Here is a 21,610-nt window from a genome sequence, read left to right as displayed (position 1 = left end):
ATCAGAGGCTTCCATACCACCGTACTTCGATTTCCAGTTATAGTAGGTTGCATCAGAGATCCCGTATTCGCGGCACACTTCATTGACTTTCCTGCCGGCTTCGACTTCCTTCAGGATCTTGACGATTTGCGTTTCTGTATAGCGTGATTTTTTCATCATGCACTCTCCGTTTATTTCAGTGTAAACGGAAAAGCCCTATTTACCCGCGTCCATTTTTTCGGGGAGGGTTACAAAAGCATCAATGATGCGCAATTCATTGCCATTCATAACGAGGACAGGCGGCATAAGAAAGACGACCTTACGGGGACAGACGGAATTACAGGGATTGATGTGGTGATTGCGAGGACAGACGCGATAAGGTGAATAACGTGATTGCGTGGACAGGCAGGATTACCGATTGATTGTAAGGACAGGCACAGTGGGAAAACAAATACAAATAGCGGGGACAGACGCCACAATGCGCCACTCCTAACATTGCAAGCTTTGATTCATCGGGCTTAACGTTCTTCCTGACTGAGATCCGGTGCTTCCGGCACCTTCTCCGGACGCCTCCAGATGTAGTAGCTGCCGATCAACATACCGATGGTCGATACTACAACCCAGACCAAAGCGACCTTGTGTAACAGTAAAATCAGTAGACAGACCGACATCGATAACGCTGACAGAATCTTATTCTTTCTGGAAATGACTTTGCCATTTTGCCAGTTCTCTATCATGTTGCGGAAAAAAGGTTTCGACATTAAAAAACGATGAATCGTAGGAGAGCCTTTTGCCGAGGCCCATGCACATAAAATCACAAATTCTGTTGTGGGCAGGCCCGGTAAAACGGCACCGATAATCGCCAGAATCAAACTGACGACCGCAATGAGTTTATAAACCCACAGCTGTACCCCTGATGATTTTGTTTGCTGCTGTTCTGTCATTGCACTTACCGATATTCTCCGAGATTCAGACCAAATCAACCCACAACCCTGTGCCGAGTGTTAATCGGATCAGTTTATCCACCACAATATTACATTATCTCAGCATTAAGCTGTGTTCAGTCTCCCAAATCCCACTCAGAAAGTATATGGTGCCTGTCCTTTCTATTCATTTACACTACAAATAACGACTAGATTCATCAGGATAAATCATTTGGGAATAAATAATCATAAAAATATGAATTTTATGGTAGATATCTAAAAACGAACTATAGTATAAGTGTTATAGTAAAGCCATGAGTCATATGAACTAAAAATATGTAAATAAGCTTGAGGAAACAATGGAAAAAGAAAAAATAAGAAATTTCGTTATATCTTTACTTAAAAAAAATGGTGAAAAAAACGACGTCAACATTAGTGATGATGATTCACTTATTGAGTCAAATCGATTTGACTCACTTGACATTGCTGAATTAACATTATTTCTTGAAGATGAGTATAATATTTACATATCTTCTTCAGATGCCGATTCATTCAAACAAATCGATACCATCAACTTAATCAATAAATATATCACAATGAACAAATAATATTAATTATTTTCATTATCTATCTGTTTGATGTATTTTACTATTTTTTTAGCAAGCAGATGATTCCCATTAGGCGTTAAGTGCGCACTAAAATCTATAAAAAACTGTTCATCCATATCATCAAATACATTAGACATATCAATAACATTACTATTTTTTATAGATAAATCAGACAAATTCCTTGCTGCAGAGTTCAGGAATGCGTTTTTTGTAATATTTTTACCAATATTATCTACATTAGCTTTATTCCCCCAAACAACCGGAGGGATAAAAATTAACGTCCTCGTATTCAAACTAGCACCATAATTAATTATATCTTCAAAATCACCCATTATTTTATTTGGTATTAATTTATTATAATATTCATCGATTGAGGCTGTTGAGTCTGACATTATACTGTCAATCTTTTTTTCCACTAAATCCATAAGATAGAAAAATGCAATTTGATTTTTTATCTCATTATTCTTTCTAGTGATAAATTTATTATATTCAGTTACATAATCAAATGGACCATTAACAATAATTGCTAAATCATAATATTCTCCTGTCATTTCATGAATCCTTTGCCAATTAGCAAGGTTTTGAGAAACCATTTGTCCCGGAGATGAATAATTATCAATTTCATATTCAGGCAATAATGCACTAAGATAAGTAACTAATGTTTTATCAGATGAATTATAGAAACCGAAAGCTTGAGATGCTCCTAAAACTAATAACTTTTTAGTTTTCACACTGGAAGAATCATAATCATATTCTCTTCCACCAAGCTGATTAATTTTATATATACCATAATCACCCGGTTGAATGACATCCCCAACATATGGAAGATATCTATATTTAAGCGTATGATTATCATCATAATATTTAGAATACAATTGATAATCTAAATGTTTCGGCAATCCATTGATAAAATCATTCTTTTTACTTACTGATAGATGATATTTTCTAGCATATAGTAATAAATCACTCCCCGCATCAACAAGTAAACCAAGTAGTGAAATCAAAAAAAACAATACAATTAAAAATTTAATTTTCTTCATAATATTATTAAAAATCAAAGTAATAAAAGCTTTCAGGTTTCTGTGCAGCAACCATCGAGCAACCAAGAATAATCATAGCCATTATTGGAACTGATAGAAAAAGTGGAACTTTCATTAATCTAGTTCGTATATAATCCGCACTATCAAATACATGTAGTGCTAGCGTTAATACAATTAAAATCAGAATAAAAAATTCCTTGGCCGTAATCGGTTCAATATGAAAAGAAAATAATGCCTGATAATAAGACATCGCCATATCAACCGATGGATTACGAAACAATACTAATAATAATGTCCAAACCGTAAAGTTCAGTATAATCGCTAATGGTTTCACATATTTATTTGCAATCACAAACCGCTCGTATCCGCTGTATTTTTCCAAGATCATGATGGCTCCCTGAAGTCCTCCCCACAGAACGAAAGTCCAGTTCGCACCATGCCATAAACCCGAAACCAACATCGTGATGAAAATCGGCATATAAGGTAAAATATTACGAAAGTAGCGTACCAGTGGAATAAAAACATAATCTCGCAGCCAAAAGCTTAAGGTCATATGCCAACGTTTCCATGTTTCCGTAAGAGAGTGGGCTAAATAAGGAGAACGAAAATTTTCAGGAAACTGGATCCCCAACGCCCCTGCGGTTGCAATCGCCATATCCGAGTAGGCACTGAAATCACAATAAATCTGAATACTAAATCCAATCGCAGCAAGCAATAGACTAAAACTATCATGTGATTCCGGATTCAAGAATATAGGATGAACATAAGCCCCGATCTGATCTGCGATCAACACTTTTTTTATCATACCAATTGAAAACAGAGGGAGATTATAAACAATATTCTGCCAAGACACTTTGATCTTAGAGAGTTGTGGAATTAGCTCTCGACTTCTTAAAATAGGTCCTGCAATTAAATGGGGGAAAAAACTGATATAGAGGCTAATGTCTAATACCGTGAACTTTTTTTTAGAAGAGCGTGAAAAATCAACCATCATGCTGATCAATGTAAAAGTAATGAACGAAAGTCCTAATGGCAGGCCGAGATTAAGCTTCATATCTAATCCAATACTGCCTAGCAAAAAATTAGTATATTTAAAAAACACCAAAGGAATTAAGCTAATAATCACTAAAAAAATCAGTAACCTTTGTCGCTGGATCAGCAGCTGACATGATAAAACGCCCAGAAAAATATAGAAAACCAATACATAAATATAATGAACATTCCAATATGCATAGAAAAATACACTACAAAGCAAAAGAATTACCTTTTGCCACCAATTGTCCCGAACCAAACGAATCGTAAGCAATACAGATGTAAAAAACAGCAAAAAAACAGGCAATTGAAAAAGCATATGGCTATCTGAACTCCACCGAATAAATTTCGCTTAGTCTAAATCGTAGTTATATTTTTGATACTTTTGGCTGGTTTGCTCATGTTTATCAAGCACGACGTTACCAATGACCAACATATCGATTTCGGTATTCATGAAACAGTTAAATGCATCTTCAGGAGACAGAACCATAGGCTCTCCTCTGACATTCAGGCTTGTGTTAACTAAGACCGGACATCCGGTTATTTCATAAAACTGCTTCATTAACTGATAAAAACGCAGGTTCGTACGCTCGGATACCGTTTGAAGCCTTGCCGTCCCATCAACATGAATAACGGATGGTAGTTTGTGACTGACGCCATCTTTGGCCATATAGATAAAATTCATATATGGCGAAGCACCTTCAATATCAAACCATTCACTTGCATACTCTTCCAATATCACCGGAGCAAAAGGCCGGAATGACTCACGATATTTAATCTTTAGATTCAGATCGCGCTTCAAATCAGGCTCCCGGGGATCAGCCAGAATAGAACGATTTCCCAACGCTCTGGGACTAAATTCAGCTTTCCCTTGGAACCAAGCAACAACTTTACCACCAGCTAATGCATCAGCCGTTAATTGAAATAGCAGTTCATCCGGAACAAGACGATAATGTGCATCCATACTATCTAATTGCACCAATGCTATATCCTGTTCAAATACCGGCCCAAGATAAGGCATATAATCCGATATAGGTGTTCTGGGGGATTGAAGATACATATACTGACAGACTTGTGCAGCCCCTAACGCACTTCCGGCATCACCAGCAGCAGGCTGAATCCAGACTCGTTCAAATATCCCACTTTTCAGAACTTTTCCAGCGGCTGCACAATTCAATGCTACACCACCAGCCAAACACAGGTTGACTTCTCCGGTAAGCTCTCTGACATAACGAGCCAGAGCCAAAAATATCTCGTCAGTGACGGCCTGAATAGACGCGGCTATATCCATGTGAACTTGTTCTAAACGACTTTCCGGCAATCTGGCTGATATTCCGAATAGGTGTTCAAGTTCCGGACTATACATACGAAGCTCAGTTGCAAAACGAAAATACTTCATATTCAGCCGAAAACTGCCATCTGATTTAATATTAATTAGATTTTCTTTGATCAGATTGCTATAGACAGGCTGACCATAAGGAGCAAGCCCCATGATCTTATATTCACCAGAATTAACTTTAAATCCCAGAAAAGCCGTTATCGCAGAATATAGCATTCCGAAAGAATGAGGAAATGACATTTCTTTTACTCTGCAAATATCCTTTCCCGCCCCTATTGATATTGTTGTTGTCGCCCATTCCCCGACCCCATCAATCGTTAATATAGCGGCAGATTCAAAAGGAGACGGATAAAAAGCAGCAGCACTATGAGAAAGGTGATGGTCAGAAAAAAGTAGCTTCTGATTCCAAAATGCTCCCCCTTTAAGCTCAGTCAACTGTTTTTTCAACTCTACTTTCTGAAATAATTTATCTTTCAACCAAACCGGAATTGCCTGACTAAATAACTGATATCCCCTAGGAGCAAAACGTATACAAGTCTCCAGAATTCTTTCAAACTTATTAAATGGTTTCTCATAAAAAATCACATAATCGATATTTTCCATCGTAATATTGTGTTCTTGTAAAATCCATTCAATCGCATGTTGTGGGAACCCATCATCATTCTTCACTCGACTAAAACGTTCTTCCTGAACAGCTGAAATGATCTCACCATTACAAATTAATGCAGCAGCACTGTCATGGTAGAAAGCTGAAATACCAAGAATATAGGCCATCAATTCAGTCCTTTAGAATTGCTTTATAAAATCATCTGAGGTAAGCGTGTCTTTTTCTGGTTTCCCCCAATAACTAGAGATATTTTTATCTATTTTTAACGGTATCAACTTTGGACGGAACAGACGCAATAACCAACTCAGCGGTGTAATAAAAATAAAAAATAAGACCCAGAATAATATTTTCCCAATCAAGGTATGAATTTTATCAAAAGTTTTGATTACAAATTGTAACTTCATTGGCGCAATCAAGGCGTACAACAATACGATAACTGCAAATGGAACAGTCCATAGCCAGATTGTCTCTTTGACGAAACTCATCACAGCAGAAAGCATCAGCAATCCACAGCCTAGAGCCAAAAGTCTGATACGGATTTGTCGAATTCCTACAGGCGCATTACTGATCATCCCCAAGCTCCTTTGTTATCTTTTCAGCGACCAAGTCAGAGATAATTCCCAATGCTTTCTTATTCAGATGAATATCATTTTGAGAGACCCAGAATGATGATGTCGGAGCCCCCTGAAACATCGGTAAAGGGTTGATAAAATCAAAATGATACTGTTGAGCAAATTTTTGGGTGATCTCATCCATAAATGAAAACTGGTAGTGATTAAAATCATGCATCTCAGGAATAGAGACAATAATAATTTGGCTGCCAGTTTTATCTTGGATCTGTTTCAGCTGATTAAATGCCTGAGACAATACCATCTGACCAGTCTCACTTTGCCACTGCTTACGATACCCATCGAGTAAAGCATCTTTACCAAACTTTCCACTGAGCATTTGCTGGATAAATGTCGATGCCAGCGCCGCCAATTCACTATGTTCAACCAACCATCCAGGTGATTGAGTCATGACTTGAGCTGTAGATCTGGGCGTAACAAGCGCAACAAGGAAATCTGCCGATAGATTTTTTCCAATAGATTCCCATAATGTCACCGACTGATTTAAGTTCATGTTTCCGATACCAGCATTGACTACATCAACATCGGCTGGTAACTCACGCTTTAGTTGTCCTCTGAGGCTATCTTTATCTTCTACACCCCATCCCAGAGCAATTGAATCCCCAACAATCGCCACACGATGCATAGATGTTTTATCCGGCTCAGGGCCTCGCATTCCCAGACTATTAATTTGAATCGTAACATTTTGTAACTTCGCAGAACGATTCGGAATATGTTGGTGTCCGATATCCGGGTCTGGGCTTTTCTCTTTCAGCAAATTAGCATAACGCCACATTTCAATGACATAATTCTCTTGACTCATCGTCGCCAAACGTACAAGCCCTTCCCCGAGAATCAGTGCTAAGACCACACCTAATAGCATCAGAAGGCTATTGCGCACCCATAAAACCATATTGACTGAATCCTTTTCTTCATCTAAATCAAAGAGATATTATCAAAACACCCAAAAATAAGTAACCACTTACTTACAAAAATCAAGGCAGAATGAGGCAGCGAATCATTACAGAAAAAATATGAACATCGCCTTTGGCCACAGATTTTTAGAAAACTGCATAGATGAAAGGTGCCCAGCTGGAACCACTGGAGAAAACAAACAAACCGGACAAAAGAAATAAAACCAATAAAAAAGGAATCAAAATTATTCGGCTTTTTTTGGAAAACAAAAAACTCAATAGCTCAACAAAAATCTCTTTCATACTTCACCCACTTCATGACGCTAAAAATATTAATATCACCACACAATTCATTGTAAGCATCTTGTAAATAAGAAGTTTTTAAAACCTCATAATGAATATAGTCGATTTTAAACCTTAGAGAAAAACAATCCGCTGAAACAAAGCTATCCAAACGTTTATTACCCATATAAATAACAAAAAAATCAATATAACCATACCTTATAGCAAGTATCAATCACGAACATACGATTAGTGCTGTGGATTCAACAACCATAAAAGCGTCTGCCGCGCATGGGCGATCCGCGGTTGTCGTAAAGCGCTGGGGGCCCATGCCATATAATACGCTAACCGAGTATCGGCTATCGGGGCTTTGATCGGTTGCAGCTCTCCACGCTGAATCTGTTCATGACACAAATAATCCGGCATGACTGTCCAGCCAAATCCCTGCATCAGTAAGCGACGTAGTGCCCGTAAATCCTGACTGACCAAAGCAGGAGGATGGCTGCCCAGATGAATGTTATTCTTCTTCAGCCAGCGGTCAATCACTGATAATTCAAGGTTGTAAGTCAACATCGACTCATTGAGCAACGCTTGTGTTAAATCCGCTGCCTGAGCAATACGCGTCGCGACTACCGGTGCAGCAACTGCCGTCACTGCAACTTCCATCACGATTTCACTGCGCAGACGTTTATCGGTTACCGGATGAGCGGTAAACCCCAGGTCACAGTGCCCTTCCACCAGCATATGATGCACCAAATCACCGTCACCGGCATGCATTCTGACCCGAATATCCGATTGTAATAATGGCAACAGCCGCGGTGCGATCACCTCGGCCATAAAGTCCGCATGCCCAATAATTTGCAGTACCCCCTCCATATTCACGGAACGGGCTCTCGCCTGAGCAAGGGCTGATTCAACGGCATCCAACTTATCGCCGATATCAGCTGCCAGTTCATTAGCAGCCGTAGTCGGCTCAACACCAGAGGCTTCACGGGTGAATAACTTTCTCCCGACTGCCACTTCCAGCCCGGCAATATGCTGTGACACAGCCGGTTGAGTCAGATTCAAATTTCTTGCCGCCGCGCTGATTGACCGCTGACGATAAACTTCCACAAACGTTCTTAAACGAACCAGTGACATCGAAACTCCTGCGCCTCGAAAAGACCATAAAAATATTTATACCCTATCTAAAATAACCTTGTTAGCGCTATTACGCCACTTTCATATATGCTTTTCCCATCTCAAGCACAGTAGTCGAACGACTCAGTTATGTTGAAAAGTGACGTTGTAAAACACGCCATGTTCGACCAACACTGTCAGCTTTATTAAGGAGTCTATATGTCTGTACAAACATCATCCGCTCAGGTCACAGCAGCGAACCTCGAGTCTTCCGATACTTCATCTTTTCATGAGATGAACTCAATTCTCAGCAGCATGAAACGGGCTCATCTGAAATCCGGTCCAGCGGATGCTGAATTACGTCAGGACCGCCTCCTGCGGGCCATTCGTTTACTCAAAGACAATCGAGTTGCTCTGGCGCAAGCCATGAGTGAAGATTTTGGACACCGTAGCACTTATCAGTCGATGTTAGCCGATATCATGACATCAACACTGGCACTCCAACACGCAGCTGAACATGTCGCAGAATGGATGTCAGCCGAAACGGTCGATGTTGAACAAGGTATGCAAGCCCGGATTCAGCCTCAGCCACTGGGCGTGGTTGGCATCATCAGTCCATGGAATTTTCCGCTCAACCTTTCATTTGGCCCGCTGGCAGGAGTTTTCTCTGCAGGCAACACCGTGATGCTCAAACCGTCGGAACTGACGCCGAGAACATCGGAACTGGTCGCAGAACTAGTCGGACGTTACTTTGACCCGATGGAATTTGTCGTGGTACTGGGCGATAGCAAAATCGCACAACAGTTCAGTTCGTTACCGTTTGATCACCTGCTGTTTACCGGTAGCACCGCAGTCGGCAAACAAGTGATGCGGGCAGCATCAGAGAATCTGGTTCCGGTCACCCTCGAACTCGGCGGCAAATCACCGGTCGTTATCGCACCGGATGCTGATTTGCCGACAGCAATCACAAGAACGCTGACGGTTAAAACATTTAACGCAGGCCAGATCTGCCTGTCCCCGGATTACATCCTGCTCCCTCAAGGGTCTGAGCAACAACTCATCGATGCTGCCCAAAAATTTATGCAACAAGGCTTTCCGACGCTACAGTCAAACCCGGATTACACCGCGATAATCAGCGAACGACATTATCAACGGCTGATTCATGTCCTTGAAGATGCAAAACAAAAAGGGGCCCGCGTCGTCAGTCTGGCACCATCGGGAGAAGTCGATTTTGATGCATCCAGCCGCAAAATTGCGCCACATCTGGTACTTGATGTCACCGATGAGATGGCAATTATGCAAGAAGAAATTTTCGGCCCGCTCTTACCGGTCAAAACCTATCAAGCGTTGGAAGAGGCGATTGACTACATCAATCAACACCCTCGCCCGCTGGCAGCTTATTATTTCGGAGAGAACCAGACGCAACAAGCCCAGTTCGCCAACCAAACTACCTCTGGCGGGCTGGTCATTAATGATGTGATGACACACGTAACCATTGAAGAACTCCCATTTGGTGGTGTTGGTGCATCCGGGATTGGCGCGTATCATGGGATCCACGGATTCCGTCGCTTTACCCATGCCAAACCAATAGTTATCCAAAGTAAAGAAGGCGCATCCAGCCAGCGTATCCGTGCGCCCTATGCCGATAAAATGGCACAACTGGAAGCATTTTTGAGTCAATAAACCCGAGCAATGACTCACCACATATCAACAACAAAGACTTGAAAAGGAAGAAAATAATGAAGATTTTAATGGTTCTGACCTCACACAGTGAACTCGGCAACACCGGTGAAAAAACGGGCTTCTGGCTCGAAGAATTCGCAGCCCCGTACTACAGCTTCCTCGATGCCGGTGCCGAAGTGGTTCTCGCTTCACCAGAGGGCGGACAGCCGCCACTCGATCCGAAGAGTGATCTCCCTGATTTTCAAACAGAGCTGACGCACCGTTTTAAAGCAGACCCGGCAGCACAGGCGGCTCTTGCCAATACCGTTAAGCTGGCAAGCGTCAAACAACAAGATTTTGATGCGGTCTTTTACCCGGGCGGACACGGCCCGCTGTGGGATCTGACCAACTCACAAGATTCAATCAAACTGATTGAAAGCTTCGAGCGTGCCAACAAACCGATCAGCTTTGTCTGTCATGCACCGGGCGTTCTGCGTCATGTCAAAGCAGCCGACGGGACACCGCTGATTCAAGGTCGCAAAGTCACTGGCTTTACTAACAATGAAGAAGCTGGCGTACAACTGACTGACGTGGTGCCGTTTTTGATTGAAGATGAATTCAAAGCACTGGGCGGCCTGTATGAGAAAGGCGATGACTGGGCACCTTATGTGGTTGAAGATGGTCTGCTGATCACCGGCCAGAACCCAGCCAGCTCAGAAGCGGTTGCGCAAGCGCTGTTAAAAAAACTCGCATAAGCCGCAATTGAGCGGATGACGCTCAAACAAAATCCACTGTCTATCAAACGATACTGTTTCGGCCTGCTCAGGAATGAGCAGGTCTTTTTTATGCCAATTGACACTCAGAACCCTTTAAACAACTCACCCCGATGATAATCGAGATATTTCCGGTGCTCCCGATGCAGAGTACAGTGCATGTCTTCGTGGATGCCGAGGGTTGTCGGGGATTGGAGATAAGAGGAAGAAAACACCTCCCAAAGCCGATACAATGCAACATCATGGATAACGATGGAGTTTTGCAATGGACAAGGAACAGTTTTCCCATTTAGTCGCTCAAATCACCGCAGGTAAACATCTCCCGGAAGCAATCTACTTACATAAAGATGCGTTTTCAGCTCTCCCTGAAGTGCTGCAAAAGTTTATTCCGGCCGTCGGTCAGGCCGTCAATTTACCGCAAGAACAATGGAACTTAGTCAAACTGTTCAAAAAAGAATTCCGTCTCTCACTCTTGAGCTACCCTGAATTTTATACGGATTCCTACCCGGCATTAAAACAGAGTCTGAACGTTGACCTGTCCAAGTTGACCCATAAAATCATTACCTACCATGACTCAGAAAATCCACCGATTCTGCACCGCAAAGAAACCATGGTGCTTGAGGATAATCCCCACTACGAACACTTTATTGCAATCACACAGGAAGGAGAAAACGCCGGACTGTATGAAAATACCCGCATCATCGGTTTTAAAAGAACCTGGGAAAATCTGATCCACAAGCATGGTTATGAACTGGTCGATGGTCGCTTGTTTCGTCGCTCGGCGCTTCCCCTTGAAGCGACGGAAGACAATATTGATCGCTATAAAACGGCATTGGTCCGCCATGAACTCTCCGCCCCGATGAAATCATTGGCCAAACACGGCTTTCTCGAAGGCGGTTATTCGATCTTTGATTACGGCTGCGGAAAATCAGATGACCTGCGCGAACTGGAAGCGCACGGGATCGATGCATTAGGCTGGGATCCGATTTACTGCCCGGACACAGACAAAGTTCCTTCTGATATCGTCAATTTGGGTTTCGTCCTGAACGTCATTGAGGACAAAGACGAACGGCTCGATGCCCTGCTCGGCGCATGGGAGTTAACCGATAAGTTTCTGGTTGTCTCAGTTATGCTGGCCAACGAAAGCTATATCGCACAGTTCCCCCCCTACAAAGACGGCGTCATTACCTCACGCAATACCTTTCAGAAATACTACGCCCAATCAGAAATCAAGGCTTATCTCGAAAGAAGCCTGCAAGAGGATGTGATTGCAGTTGCACCGGGGATTTTTTATATCTTCAAAGATAAGCTTGAAGAACAGCAATACTTGCAGAAAAAATACACCCGTCATCATGTATGGAGACAACTCACGTCGCCATCACCGATTGAAGCTAAGGATAAAGCCAAACTCGTCATCACACAGCATCAGGCATTGTTTGACCAATTCTGGAATACCTGTCTGGAACTCGGGCGCATTCCGGCTCACGATGAATTTGAACCATCAGATCAAGTCCGGCAACTGATCGGCTCGCATAAGAAGATATTTACTTTGCTGCGGGAGTTATTTGATACCCGTGAATTTGAACAGGCAGAGCAGAACCGTAAAGAAGACTTGCTTCTGTATTTCTCGATGGGACTGTTTGAAAAGCGCAAACCCTATACTCAACAGCCGGAGTCTTTAAAACGCGATATTAAAGCGCTGTTTGGTGATTACAAAACCGCGCTCAACTTAGCAACCGAACTGCTGTTTGCCATTGCCGATACGGACTTAATTCTTACCCAATGTGAAAAAGCCCATCAACGACTCCCAGCCAGCGTGCTCAATCAAGAACACTCGCTGATTTTCCACAAAAACTATATTGATGAGCTGCCACTCTTGCTGCGCGTCTACGTCGGAGCCGGATTGCAAATGTACGGGGAATTAGATGAATCCATCGACTTAATCAAAATCCACATCACTTCAGGGAAGTTAACTCTCACCGCTTACGATAATTTCGAACAATCCGTCCCATTCCTCGTTGAGCGCATCAAAATCAAAATGGCCGATCAGGAAATTGATTTCTTTGATTATGTCGATGCAGACAAACGCCCGCCACTACTCAACCGGCATTTATACATCCCGATTGAACACCCGGATTATAAGAAACAGTTGAGTTTTGATCAGCGCTTGGCAAAAAGGATGGAATGTGATTCTGACAGCGAGAACATCATGAATCGAACAGAATATGATGTACTCAGCCAAAAATGAACTATTGCAATAAAATTATTAATATTCAAACTGTTATTCAAATATCAAATCCGCATCAAAATCATAAACAGCTATCGTTTGCTTTTGAATACCAATTTCTTTATCAATCATAATCTCAGCCAGCTGTTCACCATCGATGAGAACAATAGGAACACACCCGGTTTTATACGATATATCCATCGCTTCTTTCGTAAAGCGGCTTGTCGTAATAAAAATCCCCTGCTCAAACTCTCCGGATATATCCCCTCTGAACTGAGAGATATCGGGGCGCCCAACTTTATTGTGTTCAGCATATCTTTTACATTGAGCCGCAACTCTCATCTCCGCAATACCAATCTTAAGGGCACCTTTCACATCAATTCCACCATCTCTACTGATAGAAGTAACCAACATATTTTTAAATCCGTATCTAGACAAAAAGTGACAACTGAACTCTTCGAATTGTTGAGGTGAAATGGTTCTCAAATATTCCAAAATTTCAGCCTTAGCCTTTTCTTTTTGCTTATCAGCCAAAGTAGAAATTTGTTGAATATACTGCTCAGCTTGTAGCTCACTGTTCATTGGTTCACGAACAACATGAGAAGAGGGAAATGCTGTTCGATATTGCTCTAATAACTCGTATTCACCATCTGAATGTTTGTAAAAATAACGCTCTTTGTGCATCTGTGAGATATTTTTATTCTGACAATGTCGATCTAAAGTGACTCTCAAAGCAGCTAAAGGTGTCTTCGAACCAAAACGATAAAAATTATATTCAACAATTGTATTGTAAATCTCATCAAGTTTTGAGGGTTTACCCAGAACATGTATTGCCTGAATCGCAGCTTCAAAAATCTTCATATGTCTCACAGATATTGCTTAATCCTTCCAATGACTTCCGCCAATGGTATCTCTTTTGTCATATGAGACCAAGACATTCTAATAGCTCCTTCTATTCGCTCATCTGACAATCCCATCCCTTTCAATACATGGCTGGGTGTGTAGCTGGAAGAAGTACAGGCAGAACCATTCGACACCGCCACAATCCCTTTCAAAGCAACCATTGCCGCTTCAGAATTCAGGCCGGGGATAGAGAAATTTAAGACATGTGGTGCGGAATGAGTCCCGTTGATTTGAGCTCCAACATCTTCTAGACCTGCAACTAAATCCTGCTTGATATCCAAACAGTGTTGCGCCCATTGGTCATAGTTTTCAGCAGCTAAACGGCACGCTTCACCTAATCCAGCAATCAGCGCGACAGGTAATGTGCCCGGTCTTAACCCTTTTTCCTGACCACCACCAAACACTAACGGTTTTAACGGAATTTTCTTAAAACCGCGTCGCCGACACAGTAATGCCCCAACACCTTTTGGCCCATAAACTTTATGGCCACTGACGCTCATCATATCGATTCTCTCGTTCTTCAGCGCATCACTATATTTGCCGAAACTTTGCGCGGCATCGACATGGAAGAATGCATCATGATGCTGCAAAACATCACAGTAACCTTGAATATCCTGTATTGAACCAGTTTCATTATTGATGTGCATTATGGAGACAAGCACCGTATCTTCACGCAAAGCATTCTTTAATGAGTCAACACTCACCACGCCACTTTCATCACATGGCAAATAGGTGACATCAAATCCTCTGGCCTCCAGTTCCTGACAAGGCTCAAGGACTGCTTTGTGTTCGATAGATGTGGTAATGATATGTTTTTTCTGCAGGCCTTCGGCATAGCTTTGTAACCCTAAAATCGCGATATTATTACTCTCGGTGGCACCGCTGGTAAAAGTGACCGCTGAGCTATCCAAATCTACAACCGCCGCAACCTGTTTTCTTGCTAGTTCAACTGCCTGCTTTGCTCTGGCACCAAATTCATGAGTCCGGCTACCAGAGTTACCAAACTCCTCAACTAAATACTTTTGTACTAAATCGGCCACGGAATTTGCGACAGGTGTTGTTGCATTGGTATCAAGATAAACGGTCATTTGATGATCCTTCGGACGGGAAAAATGGCAAGACACACTACAAGAATTCAAGTATATTAACGCCTCATGTTCGTAAGAACAATAACGGATTGTTCGTACAAACAACACGTTGGTATTGATAGAAATGACAAGAATAATTTCAGGTAACTCATTCCCTGCAATTCGGGGAGTTCAAGCTGGCGCAGAATTCTACACCGTGATGTGCCCACTCAAAAGATTGAGAAAAATTTTTACTTTTGATGAAGGGGAACTCCCCGTATCTGAGCGGGCGCAGAGGATCCTGAACCCGGAACGTATTCCTGAGATCACAAACTACATTCTGAATGAACGTGATGCTTATGTATTCTCTGCACTCACAGCCTGTATCGAAGGTGATAGTGAATTCACCCCTATTGGTGATATGGGACATCAACAAAAGATCGGTACCTTAACCATTGATGAAGATGCCGAGGTCTTCATTACTGACGGTCAGCATCGGAATGCCGCAATTCTTGAAGCACTCAAACAAGATCCAACCTTAAGTAATGAGACAATCACCGTTGTATTCTTCGCTGATAAATCTTTGGCGGAAAGACAAAAAATCTTTAAAGATCTGAATTTATATCCGGTCAAAACCGATAGTTCATTAAGTATTACCTATGATGACAAACCCGCAGCTTTACTTTCAAAAACAGTCATTTATGAAAGTAAAATATTGTCAAAGCTGATCCATATGGAAAAAACAAATTTAGGACAGAGATCGAAAAAGCTGGTCAGTCATAGTGCACTCAACAAAGCAACGTGCGAGCTATTTGATAAAATCGATCAAAACACCTACACAGACCAAATTCCAATTGCTAAAGAGTATTGGGAATCGGTCGTTATGGCGATCCCTTCCTTAAAACTGGTCTATAACGAACAAGTATCCGGTGGTGAGGTGAGAGAAGAAAATGTACTGGCATACTCAGTCACTTTCCAAGCATTGGGAGCTGTTGGGAAATGGTTACTAGCCAATGACAGCGAGTGGAAACTCAGACTTAAAAAGTTGAAAGACATCGATTGGTCCAGAACCAATAAAATAGACTGGGAAGGCCGTTGTATCGTCAATGGCGCAATGAGAAATTCATCGATAGCCGTCAAATTAACAGCCAACAGAATCAAGAAACATTTGAACATTCCTTTAAATAACAAGGAACTGGCTGAAGAAGATAAATTAAACGATTGATACCAGATTAAGTGATATCACTTAACCAGAGGCAATAATGACAGTAAATATCGCAGAAGCAAAATACTCTGCATTTGAACCTGCCGGGTTCAAGCCAGCTATCCGTAACCTGATAGACAAAACCAAGGAAATCTATCTCAAAGATCAGATTCCTTGGGTCATTGGTTATAGTGGTGGCAAAGATTCAACGGCGATAGTCCAGCTAGTCTGGGCTGCCGTAACAGAACTCAAAAAAGAAGGGAAAGCACATAAAACCGTGCACGTTATCAGCACTGATACTCTGGTCGAAAACCCTATTGTTGCTCTGTGGGTGGAACGCTCTCTCAACCAAATGAAAAAAGCAGTCGCTGAACAAGATCTGCCGATCGTGCCACACCGTTTAACTCCGGAAGTCAAAGATCGCTTCTGGGTCAACCTGATCGGACGCGGCTATCCGGCACCTCGCTACAAGTTCCGCTGGTGTACTGATCGCTTAAAAATCAGCCCTTCCAATACATTTATTCAGGATGTGGTCAAAAATAATGGCGAAGCCATTCTCGTGTTAGGCACCCGCAAACACGAAAGTACGGTACGTGCTGCCAGCATGGAAAACATTGAACAACTTGATAATACACGTAAAGAAGACGGCTTAAACGTCAATACCCAACTGGATCGGGTCTGGGTGTATACCCCGATTGAAGATTGGACCAACGATGATGTATGGGCATACCTCACCCAAGAAAAAAACCCTTGGGGATATAAAAACACCGATCTATTGGGCATGTATCAAGGTGCTACAGAAGGCGGAGAATGCCCATTAGTGGTTGATAAATCGACTCCAAGCTGTGGCGACAGCCGGTTCGGTTGTTACGTCTGTACCATGGTCGGTGAAGATAAATCGATGGCGGCCATGATTGCGAACGATGATGAAAAAGAATGGATGCTTCCCCTGCTTGCACTACGTAACGAGATTGATATCAATGATGCCAATCCGCAGGTAAAAGCGAATAAAGTTGCACGGGACAAAAGCAATCGTGATTTCAGACGGATGAATGGCTCCCTGACCGTCCATATCAGTATGAAAGATTTCAGCGACGCCAAAGAGCTGGAAGAGAGCAAAGATCCATTCGAACTGTTAGCTCAGTATGAAGATACGACTGAACATAAATACGAAAACCTGCCGGCAGATGTGGTTCGTGGTCCGTACAAACAGAGTTTCCGCGAAAAGATGCTGCGCAAAGTTCTTGAAGCACAGATGTATGTTCAGGAAACCGGCCCCGATGAAGTCAAAAGACTCGAACTTCTTCCCTTAGAGGAACTGGAAGAAATTCGTCGCATCTGGGTCGAGGAGAAAAAGGAAGCTGAAGATTCAGTACCACTGATTTACCGCGAAGTCACCGGAAAATATTATCTGGGTCCAAAACGCGCTTACAGCCCGATCCTCAACCACAAGATCCTCGATAAATTAAAAGAACATTGTGCGACATATCAGGATAAAGACGAACTCAAATATCAACAGTTACGTGGTCTGCTCTCAATTGAAGACCGATACAAACACCAACTACGTCGAGCCAAAATTGCCGACGAGCTTGAGTCTGAGATAGAAAAAGGCGCTTTCAGCAGTATTGATGATGCCCGCCGTTTTGCGCTTGGCCGGGTAAAAAATGAGTATGCGATCAAACTGAAACGCCTTGAGGATGCAGGAGATACCAACGAATTCCTCAACAATATCAGCAAAAACATCCAGATTCTTGATGCCAAAAAAGACCTGTCCAAAGTGAAAAAGTATAAATCACTCTATGCAAAAATCACTAACGAAGGTGCTGAACAAGAAACAGCCAAAGAGATTGTACTGGGGCTGAAAAAGCTCTATGCCTATTACATCCGGCAAATCGATCTTTCGTTCAGCTTGTTAGATAAAAAAGCACAAGAAGAAAAAGACAACAACAAGAGAAATAGTAAGCTTCTGGCTCCGGAGCAACTGATTGTTCAGGAGAAACCGTTATGATTTTTGAACAAGTAAAACTCAACAACTTTGGCATTTATCAGGGTGAGCACACCATTGATCTGAATAGCAGTGACGCCAGTAAACCGATTATTCTGTTTGGTGGATTAAATGGTGGCGGCAAAACCACTTTTCTCGACTCAATGCAATTGGCTCTATATGGAAAACATGCCAAGTGCTCGAATCGTGGGAGGCTCCCATACAGTGACTACCTAAAACGCAGCATTAACCGTTTCAGCGGCGAAAAATCGGCGTCGGTATCGCTTACATTCAGACACAGTCAAGGAACCAAGGACAACCAATATCAGGTCGTTCGTTCTTGGACAGATAACGGCAATGCAGAGATCAGTGATACAGTTCAGGTTTTTATCAACGGTGAGCAAGACCGTTTATTAACCGACAACTGGAACGACTTTGTTTCTGAGTTTATTCCGCAAAATATGTCAGAGCTGTTCTTCTTCGATGGCGAGAAGATCGAAGATCTGGCAGATGAGTCCCGATCTGCGCAGTTAATTAAAACGGGCATTGAAGCACTATTGGGGCTGGAACTCCTGAGTCAGTTATCGAAAGACTTAAATTCACAAAGACAACGCCGTCAGGAAAAAAATCTGGATAAAAAAGCCAGTGAGCGCGTACAAGAGCTTTTAGACAGAAAACAATCACTTGAAAACAATCTGCAAGAGCTCGAACAAGAAATTAAAGCAACCATTGCTCGACGAGAAACACTGGAAGAGGAACTTAAGTCCGCAGAGGTTCAAATGCACAGTACAGGCGCTCACCTATTGGAGTCTTTAGCAGAGATCCAAGCAGAAAGAAGAGAAGCGACCTTACAACTAGATGCCATCGACTCTCATTTAGGTAAATTAGCTTCCGGTGCTTTACCCTTACGTCTTGGGAGTAAATTATTCAAGGCTGCTCATCAACAATCCCAGAAAGAACAGCAAGCCTCTGAAATAAGCAATGCCCAAAAACATATTACGGCACAAAATACTGCTTTAATGGCACGTTTAACTCAATCAGCAAATGCCGAGACGGTAAACCTCGTCCAGCAGTTATTAGAACAAATTCACCAAGAAACAGACAATAACGCCTCAGGTGCTGAAATCTATCTGCATACCAATCCAACCCTCTTTGAGTTTGCTCAGTCATTACTCGCTAATGAGGCCGAAGAAAGTCAGACCCTGCTCAAGCAGAAAAATGAACTGGTTGAAAAACTGGCTCTCATTGATAAAAAACTCGAAGCAGTACCGGATTATGAATCGGTCAAAGACCTCATTGCTGCCAAAGAGAATGTAGAAGCGCGGATCGAACAAAGTAAACTGCATCTCGAAGCGACCCTTGAAGAACGGAATCAATGTCAGAATCAGCTACATGAAAATGAGTCCCGGCTTGATGCAACGTTAGTTCAGCAAAATGCTGAGACCTTCGAGCATCAGCGCAATCAACAGGTTGCCGATCATCTGGTTGAAATGAAGTCGATCATTGATGACTTTAAAGAAATGCTCATTCGTGAAAACATTTCTAAGCTTGAAGACAAGATCAAAAGAAAGTTTGACTCTCTGGGACGTAAATCAGAGCTGATCTCAAAAGTTCACATCAACACACAAAACTTTAAGCTGCAAATATTGGGTAACAACAATCAGCCCATTGATTCAGCTCGCCTTTCGGCTGGTGAACGGCAACTTTTATCGGTGGCGACACTGTGGGCACTGGCCGATGAATCCGGCAAAGAGATCCCAACCATCATTGATACACCGATGGGACGGCTTGATGGAAAACACCGAACCAAACTGGTCGAGAATTACTTCCCTCAGGCGGCAGAGCAAGTCATCCTGCTCTCGACCGATGAAGAGATTTCCGGTGAATACTATAAGAAACTGAAACCTTATATTGCCAGTGAGTACCACATTGCTTATGACGAGTCCCAGAAAACATCCACCATTCGCCCCGGATACTTTGCGGAGGAAGTATGAGTATTGAGACAATCCGCTTATCAGAAAAAGCCAAAGGGCATCTGATTAAAATAAAAAAAGACACCAAAATAGAAACCTGGAATGTGTTGTGTCGTTGGGCTCTGATGCTATCCCTTCAAGAAGAAAGCATTCCCCCACATGAAGAGATTGTCACAGACAGTAACGTAGAAATGACCTGGAAAGTCTTCGGTGGAGAGTTCGCAGAGATTTATCTTGCTATGTTGAAACAGCGCGTCTACCAAGATTATGGAACAATCAATGAAGATGAACTTTACTATTATTTCAAATTACATCTTCATCGGGGGATTTCTTATTTGTCTAATAAAACAAATAAAATTGATAGTTTAATAAAATTGACGCGATAGCGTCAATTTTATTAAATTAAGTTCGATTTTTTGACTGTAACCAATTGTTCATATGTCATTGCATCAACAATTCTATCGCCTCTGATTGGATCACAGTTACCACATACAACCTTTAAGTTATTTATATTGGCAACCCCTTTATCATTAATAAGAACAGGTCTTAATTCATTCCCTTTAATTTGAGGTTTCTTTCCACATACTTGACATTCATCATGGGACATCAATAACTTAACAACCCAATATCTATTGGGTATAGATACTCTCCCTAAATTGGGATGATTGTAGTATTTACCATTACGGTTTCGAGTATACATTGAGACTGTATTCGACTTGGACAAGTTACACCAACCACAAGATAAATCTAAATTATCAATATTGTCAGGATCATTCCCTGCAAGACTAAATGGAACAATATGTTCAACCTGAATTGACAGATCTGTGTCTCTTAATCCTCGAGGAAACATAAAATCTACTGTATTTGGAGTCTGAATTTGACATTTATGAGCCTCAGTAAAATTGTCTATAGCTTCCGTAGAAAAAGGTCTCTTGCATATCCAACATTTAGGCTCTCTGTTTCTAGCAAGTAGATCTTGTTTTACTGATATTTTCCAACGACCACCTCTTTTTTTTTGGTTATTCAATACAAACTTTTGAAATAATTCTTCTGTAATTATTCCGATTAAATCATTCTCAATTTTCTGTCCAGGAAAGAGAGAGTTTAATCCAGACTCAACCCAACTCCAAACTCGAACTTTTTCAGTATCATTATGCAAACGTTCAAAATCACAAATTGATTCAACAAACCAGCTATATAATAACAATCGATAATCCGCATCATGTAAGCTTTGTCTGTTTCCAAAAATTTCTGATGGTACCTGTTGCTGAGCTAACTCTATAAAATTATCTCGGAAATTAGTATTCCCACAATTCAAAAAATTTTGAGATTTTTTAATGAACAATTGCAATGCTTGAATATTCAT

Annotated in this window: 20 protein-coding genes; 8 read left to right on the top strand and 12 right to left on the bottom strand. The window is 41.8% G+C overall.

Annotated elements, in window-relative coordinates:
* Positions 1 to 156: transposase (locus VR7878_RS13430; protein ID WP_139344045.1), on the bottom strand; the 156-nt coding region annotated here is incomplete at its 3' end.
* A 341-nt stretch (positions 157 to 497) separates the two neighbouring features.
* Complete coding sequence (locus VR7878_RS13425; protein WP_077336594.1) at positions 498 to 923, bottom strand: YbaN family protein; 426 nt, start codon at positions 921 to 923, stop codon at positions 498 to 500.
* A 338-nt stretch (positions 924 to 1,261) separates the two neighbouring features.
* Between VR7878_RS13425 and VR7878_RS13420 the strand changes: the two genes are divergently transcribed.
* On the top strand, positions 1,262 to 1,510 hold the full coding sequence (locus VR7878_RS13420) for an acyl carrier protein (RefSeq protein ID WP_077336593.1): 249 nt from the start codon (positions 1,262 to 1,264) through the stop codon (positions 1,508 to 1,510).
* Positions 1,511 to 1,512: 2 nt separating this feature from the next.
* On the opposite strand, the gene VR7878_RS13415 is transcribed toward VR7878_RS13420, so the two are convergent.
* From VR7878_RS13415 to VR7878_RS13390, 7 genes are all read right to left on the bottom strand, one after another.
* Positions 1,513 to 2,550: a hypothetical protein gene (locus VR7878_RS13415; protein WP_077336592.1), complete on the bottom strand. Its 1,038-nt coding sequence runs from the start codon at positions 2,548 to 2,550 to the stop codon at positions 1,513 to 1,515.
* 7 nt (positions 2,551 to 2,557) lie between these two features.
* Positions 2,558 to 3,901: an MBOAT family O-acyltransferase gene (locus VR7878_RS13410; protein WP_077336591.1), complete on the bottom strand. Its 1,344-nt coding sequence runs from the start codon at positions 3,899 to 3,901 to the stop codon at positions 2,558 to 2,560.
* A gap of 33 nt (positions 3,902 to 3,934) precedes the next feature.
* Positions 3,935 to 5,695 carry a carbamoyltransferase family protein gene (locus VR7878_RS13405; RefSeq protein WP_077336590.1) on the bottom strand — a complete coding sequence of 587 codons (1,761 nt, stop codon included), beginning with the start codon at positions 5,693 to 5,695 and terminating at the stop codon, positions 3,935 to 3,937.
* A 12-nt stretch (positions 5,696 to 5,707) separates the two neighbouring features.
* Entirely contained in the window at positions 5,708 to 6,100 is a 393-nt protein-coding gene (locus VR7878_RS13400) for a hypothetical protein (protein ID WP_077336589.1), read from the bottom strand.
* Complete coding sequence (locus VR7878_RS13395) at positions 6,090 to 7,049, bottom strand: SGNH/GDSL hydrolase family protein (RefSeq protein ID WP_077336588.1); 960 nt, start codon at positions 7,047 to 7,049, stop codon at positions 6,090 to 6,092. Before VR7878_RS13395 ends, VR7878_RS13400 begins: the two co-directional genes overlap by 11 nt.
* A gap of 148 nt (positions 7,050 to 7,197) precedes the next feature.
* The gene (locus tag VR7878_RS21620; RefSeq protein WP_369075449.1) at positions 7,198 to 7,353 is read right to left on the bottom strand and encodes a DUF5989 family protein; all 156 of its coding nucleotides are present in this window, start codon (positions 7,351 to 7,353) and stop codon (positions 7,198 to 7,200) included.
* Positions 7,354 to 7,581: 228 nt separating this feature from the next.
* A complete protein-coding gene (locus tag VR7878_RS13390; RefSeq protein WP_077336587.1) occupies positions 7,582 to 8,472 on the bottom strand; it encodes a LysR family transcriptional regulator in 891 nt (296 codons plus the stop codon).
* Positions 8,473 to 8,670: 198 nt separating this feature from the next.
* Between VR7878_RS13390 and VR7878_RS13385 the strand changes: the two genes are divergently transcribed.
* The 3 genes from VR7878_RS13385 to VR7878_RS13375 all read left to right on the top strand — a co-directional run bounded on the left by VR7878_RS13385 (position 8,671) and on the right by VR7878_RS13375 (position 13,134).
* Entirely contained in the window at positions 8,671 to 10,134 is a 1,464-nt protein-coding gene (locus tag VR7878_RS13385; RefSeq protein WP_077336586.1) for a coniferyl aldehyde dehydrogenase, read from the top strand.
* Between the two features lie 56 nt (positions 10,135 to 10,190).
* Positions 10,191 to 10,868 (top strand): type 1 glutamine amidotransferase domain-containing protein, encoded by a 678-nt coding sequence (locus tag VR7878_RS13380; RefSeq protein ID WP_077336585.1) that lies wholly within the window; start codon positions 10,191 to 10,193, stop codon positions 10,866 to 10,868.
* A gap of 283 nt (positions 10,869 to 11,151) precedes the next feature.
* The gene (locus VR7878_RS13375; RefSeq protein ID WP_077336584.1) at positions 11,152 to 13,134 is read left to right on the top strand and encodes a DNA phosphorothioation-associated putative methyltransferase; all 1,983 of its coding nucleotides are present in this window, start codon (positions 11,152 to 11,154) and stop codon (positions 13,132 to 13,134) included.
* A 33-nt stretch (positions 13,135 to 13,167) separates the two neighbouring features.
* On the opposite strand, the gene VR7878_RS13370 is transcribed toward VR7878_RS13375, so the two are convergent.
* Complete coding sequence (locus tag VR7878_RS13370; protein WP_077336583.1) at positions 13,168 to 13,974, bottom strand: restriction endonuclease; 807 nt, start codon at positions 13,972 to 13,974, stop codon at positions 13,168 to 13,170.
* Positions 13,975 to 13,979: 5 nt separating this feature from the next.
* Positions 13,980 to 15,104, bottom strand: a complete 1,125-nt coding sequence (gene dndA, locus VR7878_RS13365) for a cysteine desulfurase DndA (protein WP_077336582.1) — start codon at positions 15,102 to 15,104, stop codon at positions 13,980 to 13,982.
* Between the two features lie 124 nt (positions 15,105 to 15,228).
* Here dndA and dndB point away from each other — a divergent pair, with 124 nt between their 5' ends.
* The 4 genes from dndB to dndE are packed head-to-tail and all read left to right on the top strand — an operon-like array spanning position 15,229 to position 20,630.
* Positions 15,229 to 16,308 carry a DNA sulfur modification protein DndB gene (gene dndB, locus VR7878_RS13360; RefSeq protein ID WP_077336581.1) on the top strand — a complete coding sequence of 360 codons (1,080 nt, stop codon included), beginning with the start codon at positions 15,229 to 15,231 and terminating at the stop codon, positions 16,306 to 16,308.
* A gap of 37 nt (positions 16,309 to 16,345) precedes the next feature.
* Entirely contained in the window at positions 16,346 to 18,295 is a 1,950-nt protein-coding gene (gene dndC, locus VR7878_RS13355) for a DNA phosphorothioation system sulfurtransferase DndC (RefSeq protein WP_077336580.1), read from the top strand.
* The gene (dndD, locus tag VR7878_RS13350; protein ID WP_077336579.1) at positions 18,292 to 20,265 is read left to right on the top strand and encodes a DNA sulfur modification protein DndD; all 1,974 of its coding nucleotides are present in this window, start codon (positions 18,292 to 18,294) and stop codon (positions 20,263 to 20,265) included. The genes dndC and dndD overlap by 4 nt, the downstream gene beginning before the upstream one ends.
* Complete coding sequence (gene dndE / locus VR7878_RS13345) at positions 20,262 to 20,630, top strand: DNA sulfur modification protein DndE (RefSeq protein WP_077336578.1); 369 nt, start codon at positions 20,262 to 20,264, stop codon at positions 20,628 to 20,630. Before dndD ends, dndE begins: the two co-directional genes overlap by 4 nt.
* Before the next feature lie 11 nt (positions 20,631 to 20,641).
* Here dndE and VR7878_RS13340 read toward each other — a convergent pair whose 3' ends face one another.
* Positions 20,642 to 21,610, bottom strand: a complete 969-nt coding sequence (locus VR7878_RS13340) for an HNH endonuclease (protein ID WP_077336577.1) — start codon at positions 21,608 to 21,610, stop codon at positions 20,642 to 20,644.

The organism is Vibrio ruber DSM 16370, assembly GCF_900163965.1.
GTDB lineage: Bacteria > Pseudomonadota > Gammaproteobacteria > Enterobacterales > Vibrionaceae > Vibrio > Vibrio ruber.
Note: the sequence above shows the minus strand (reverse complement) of the source record. Positions and strands in the feature narration are given on the sequence as shown.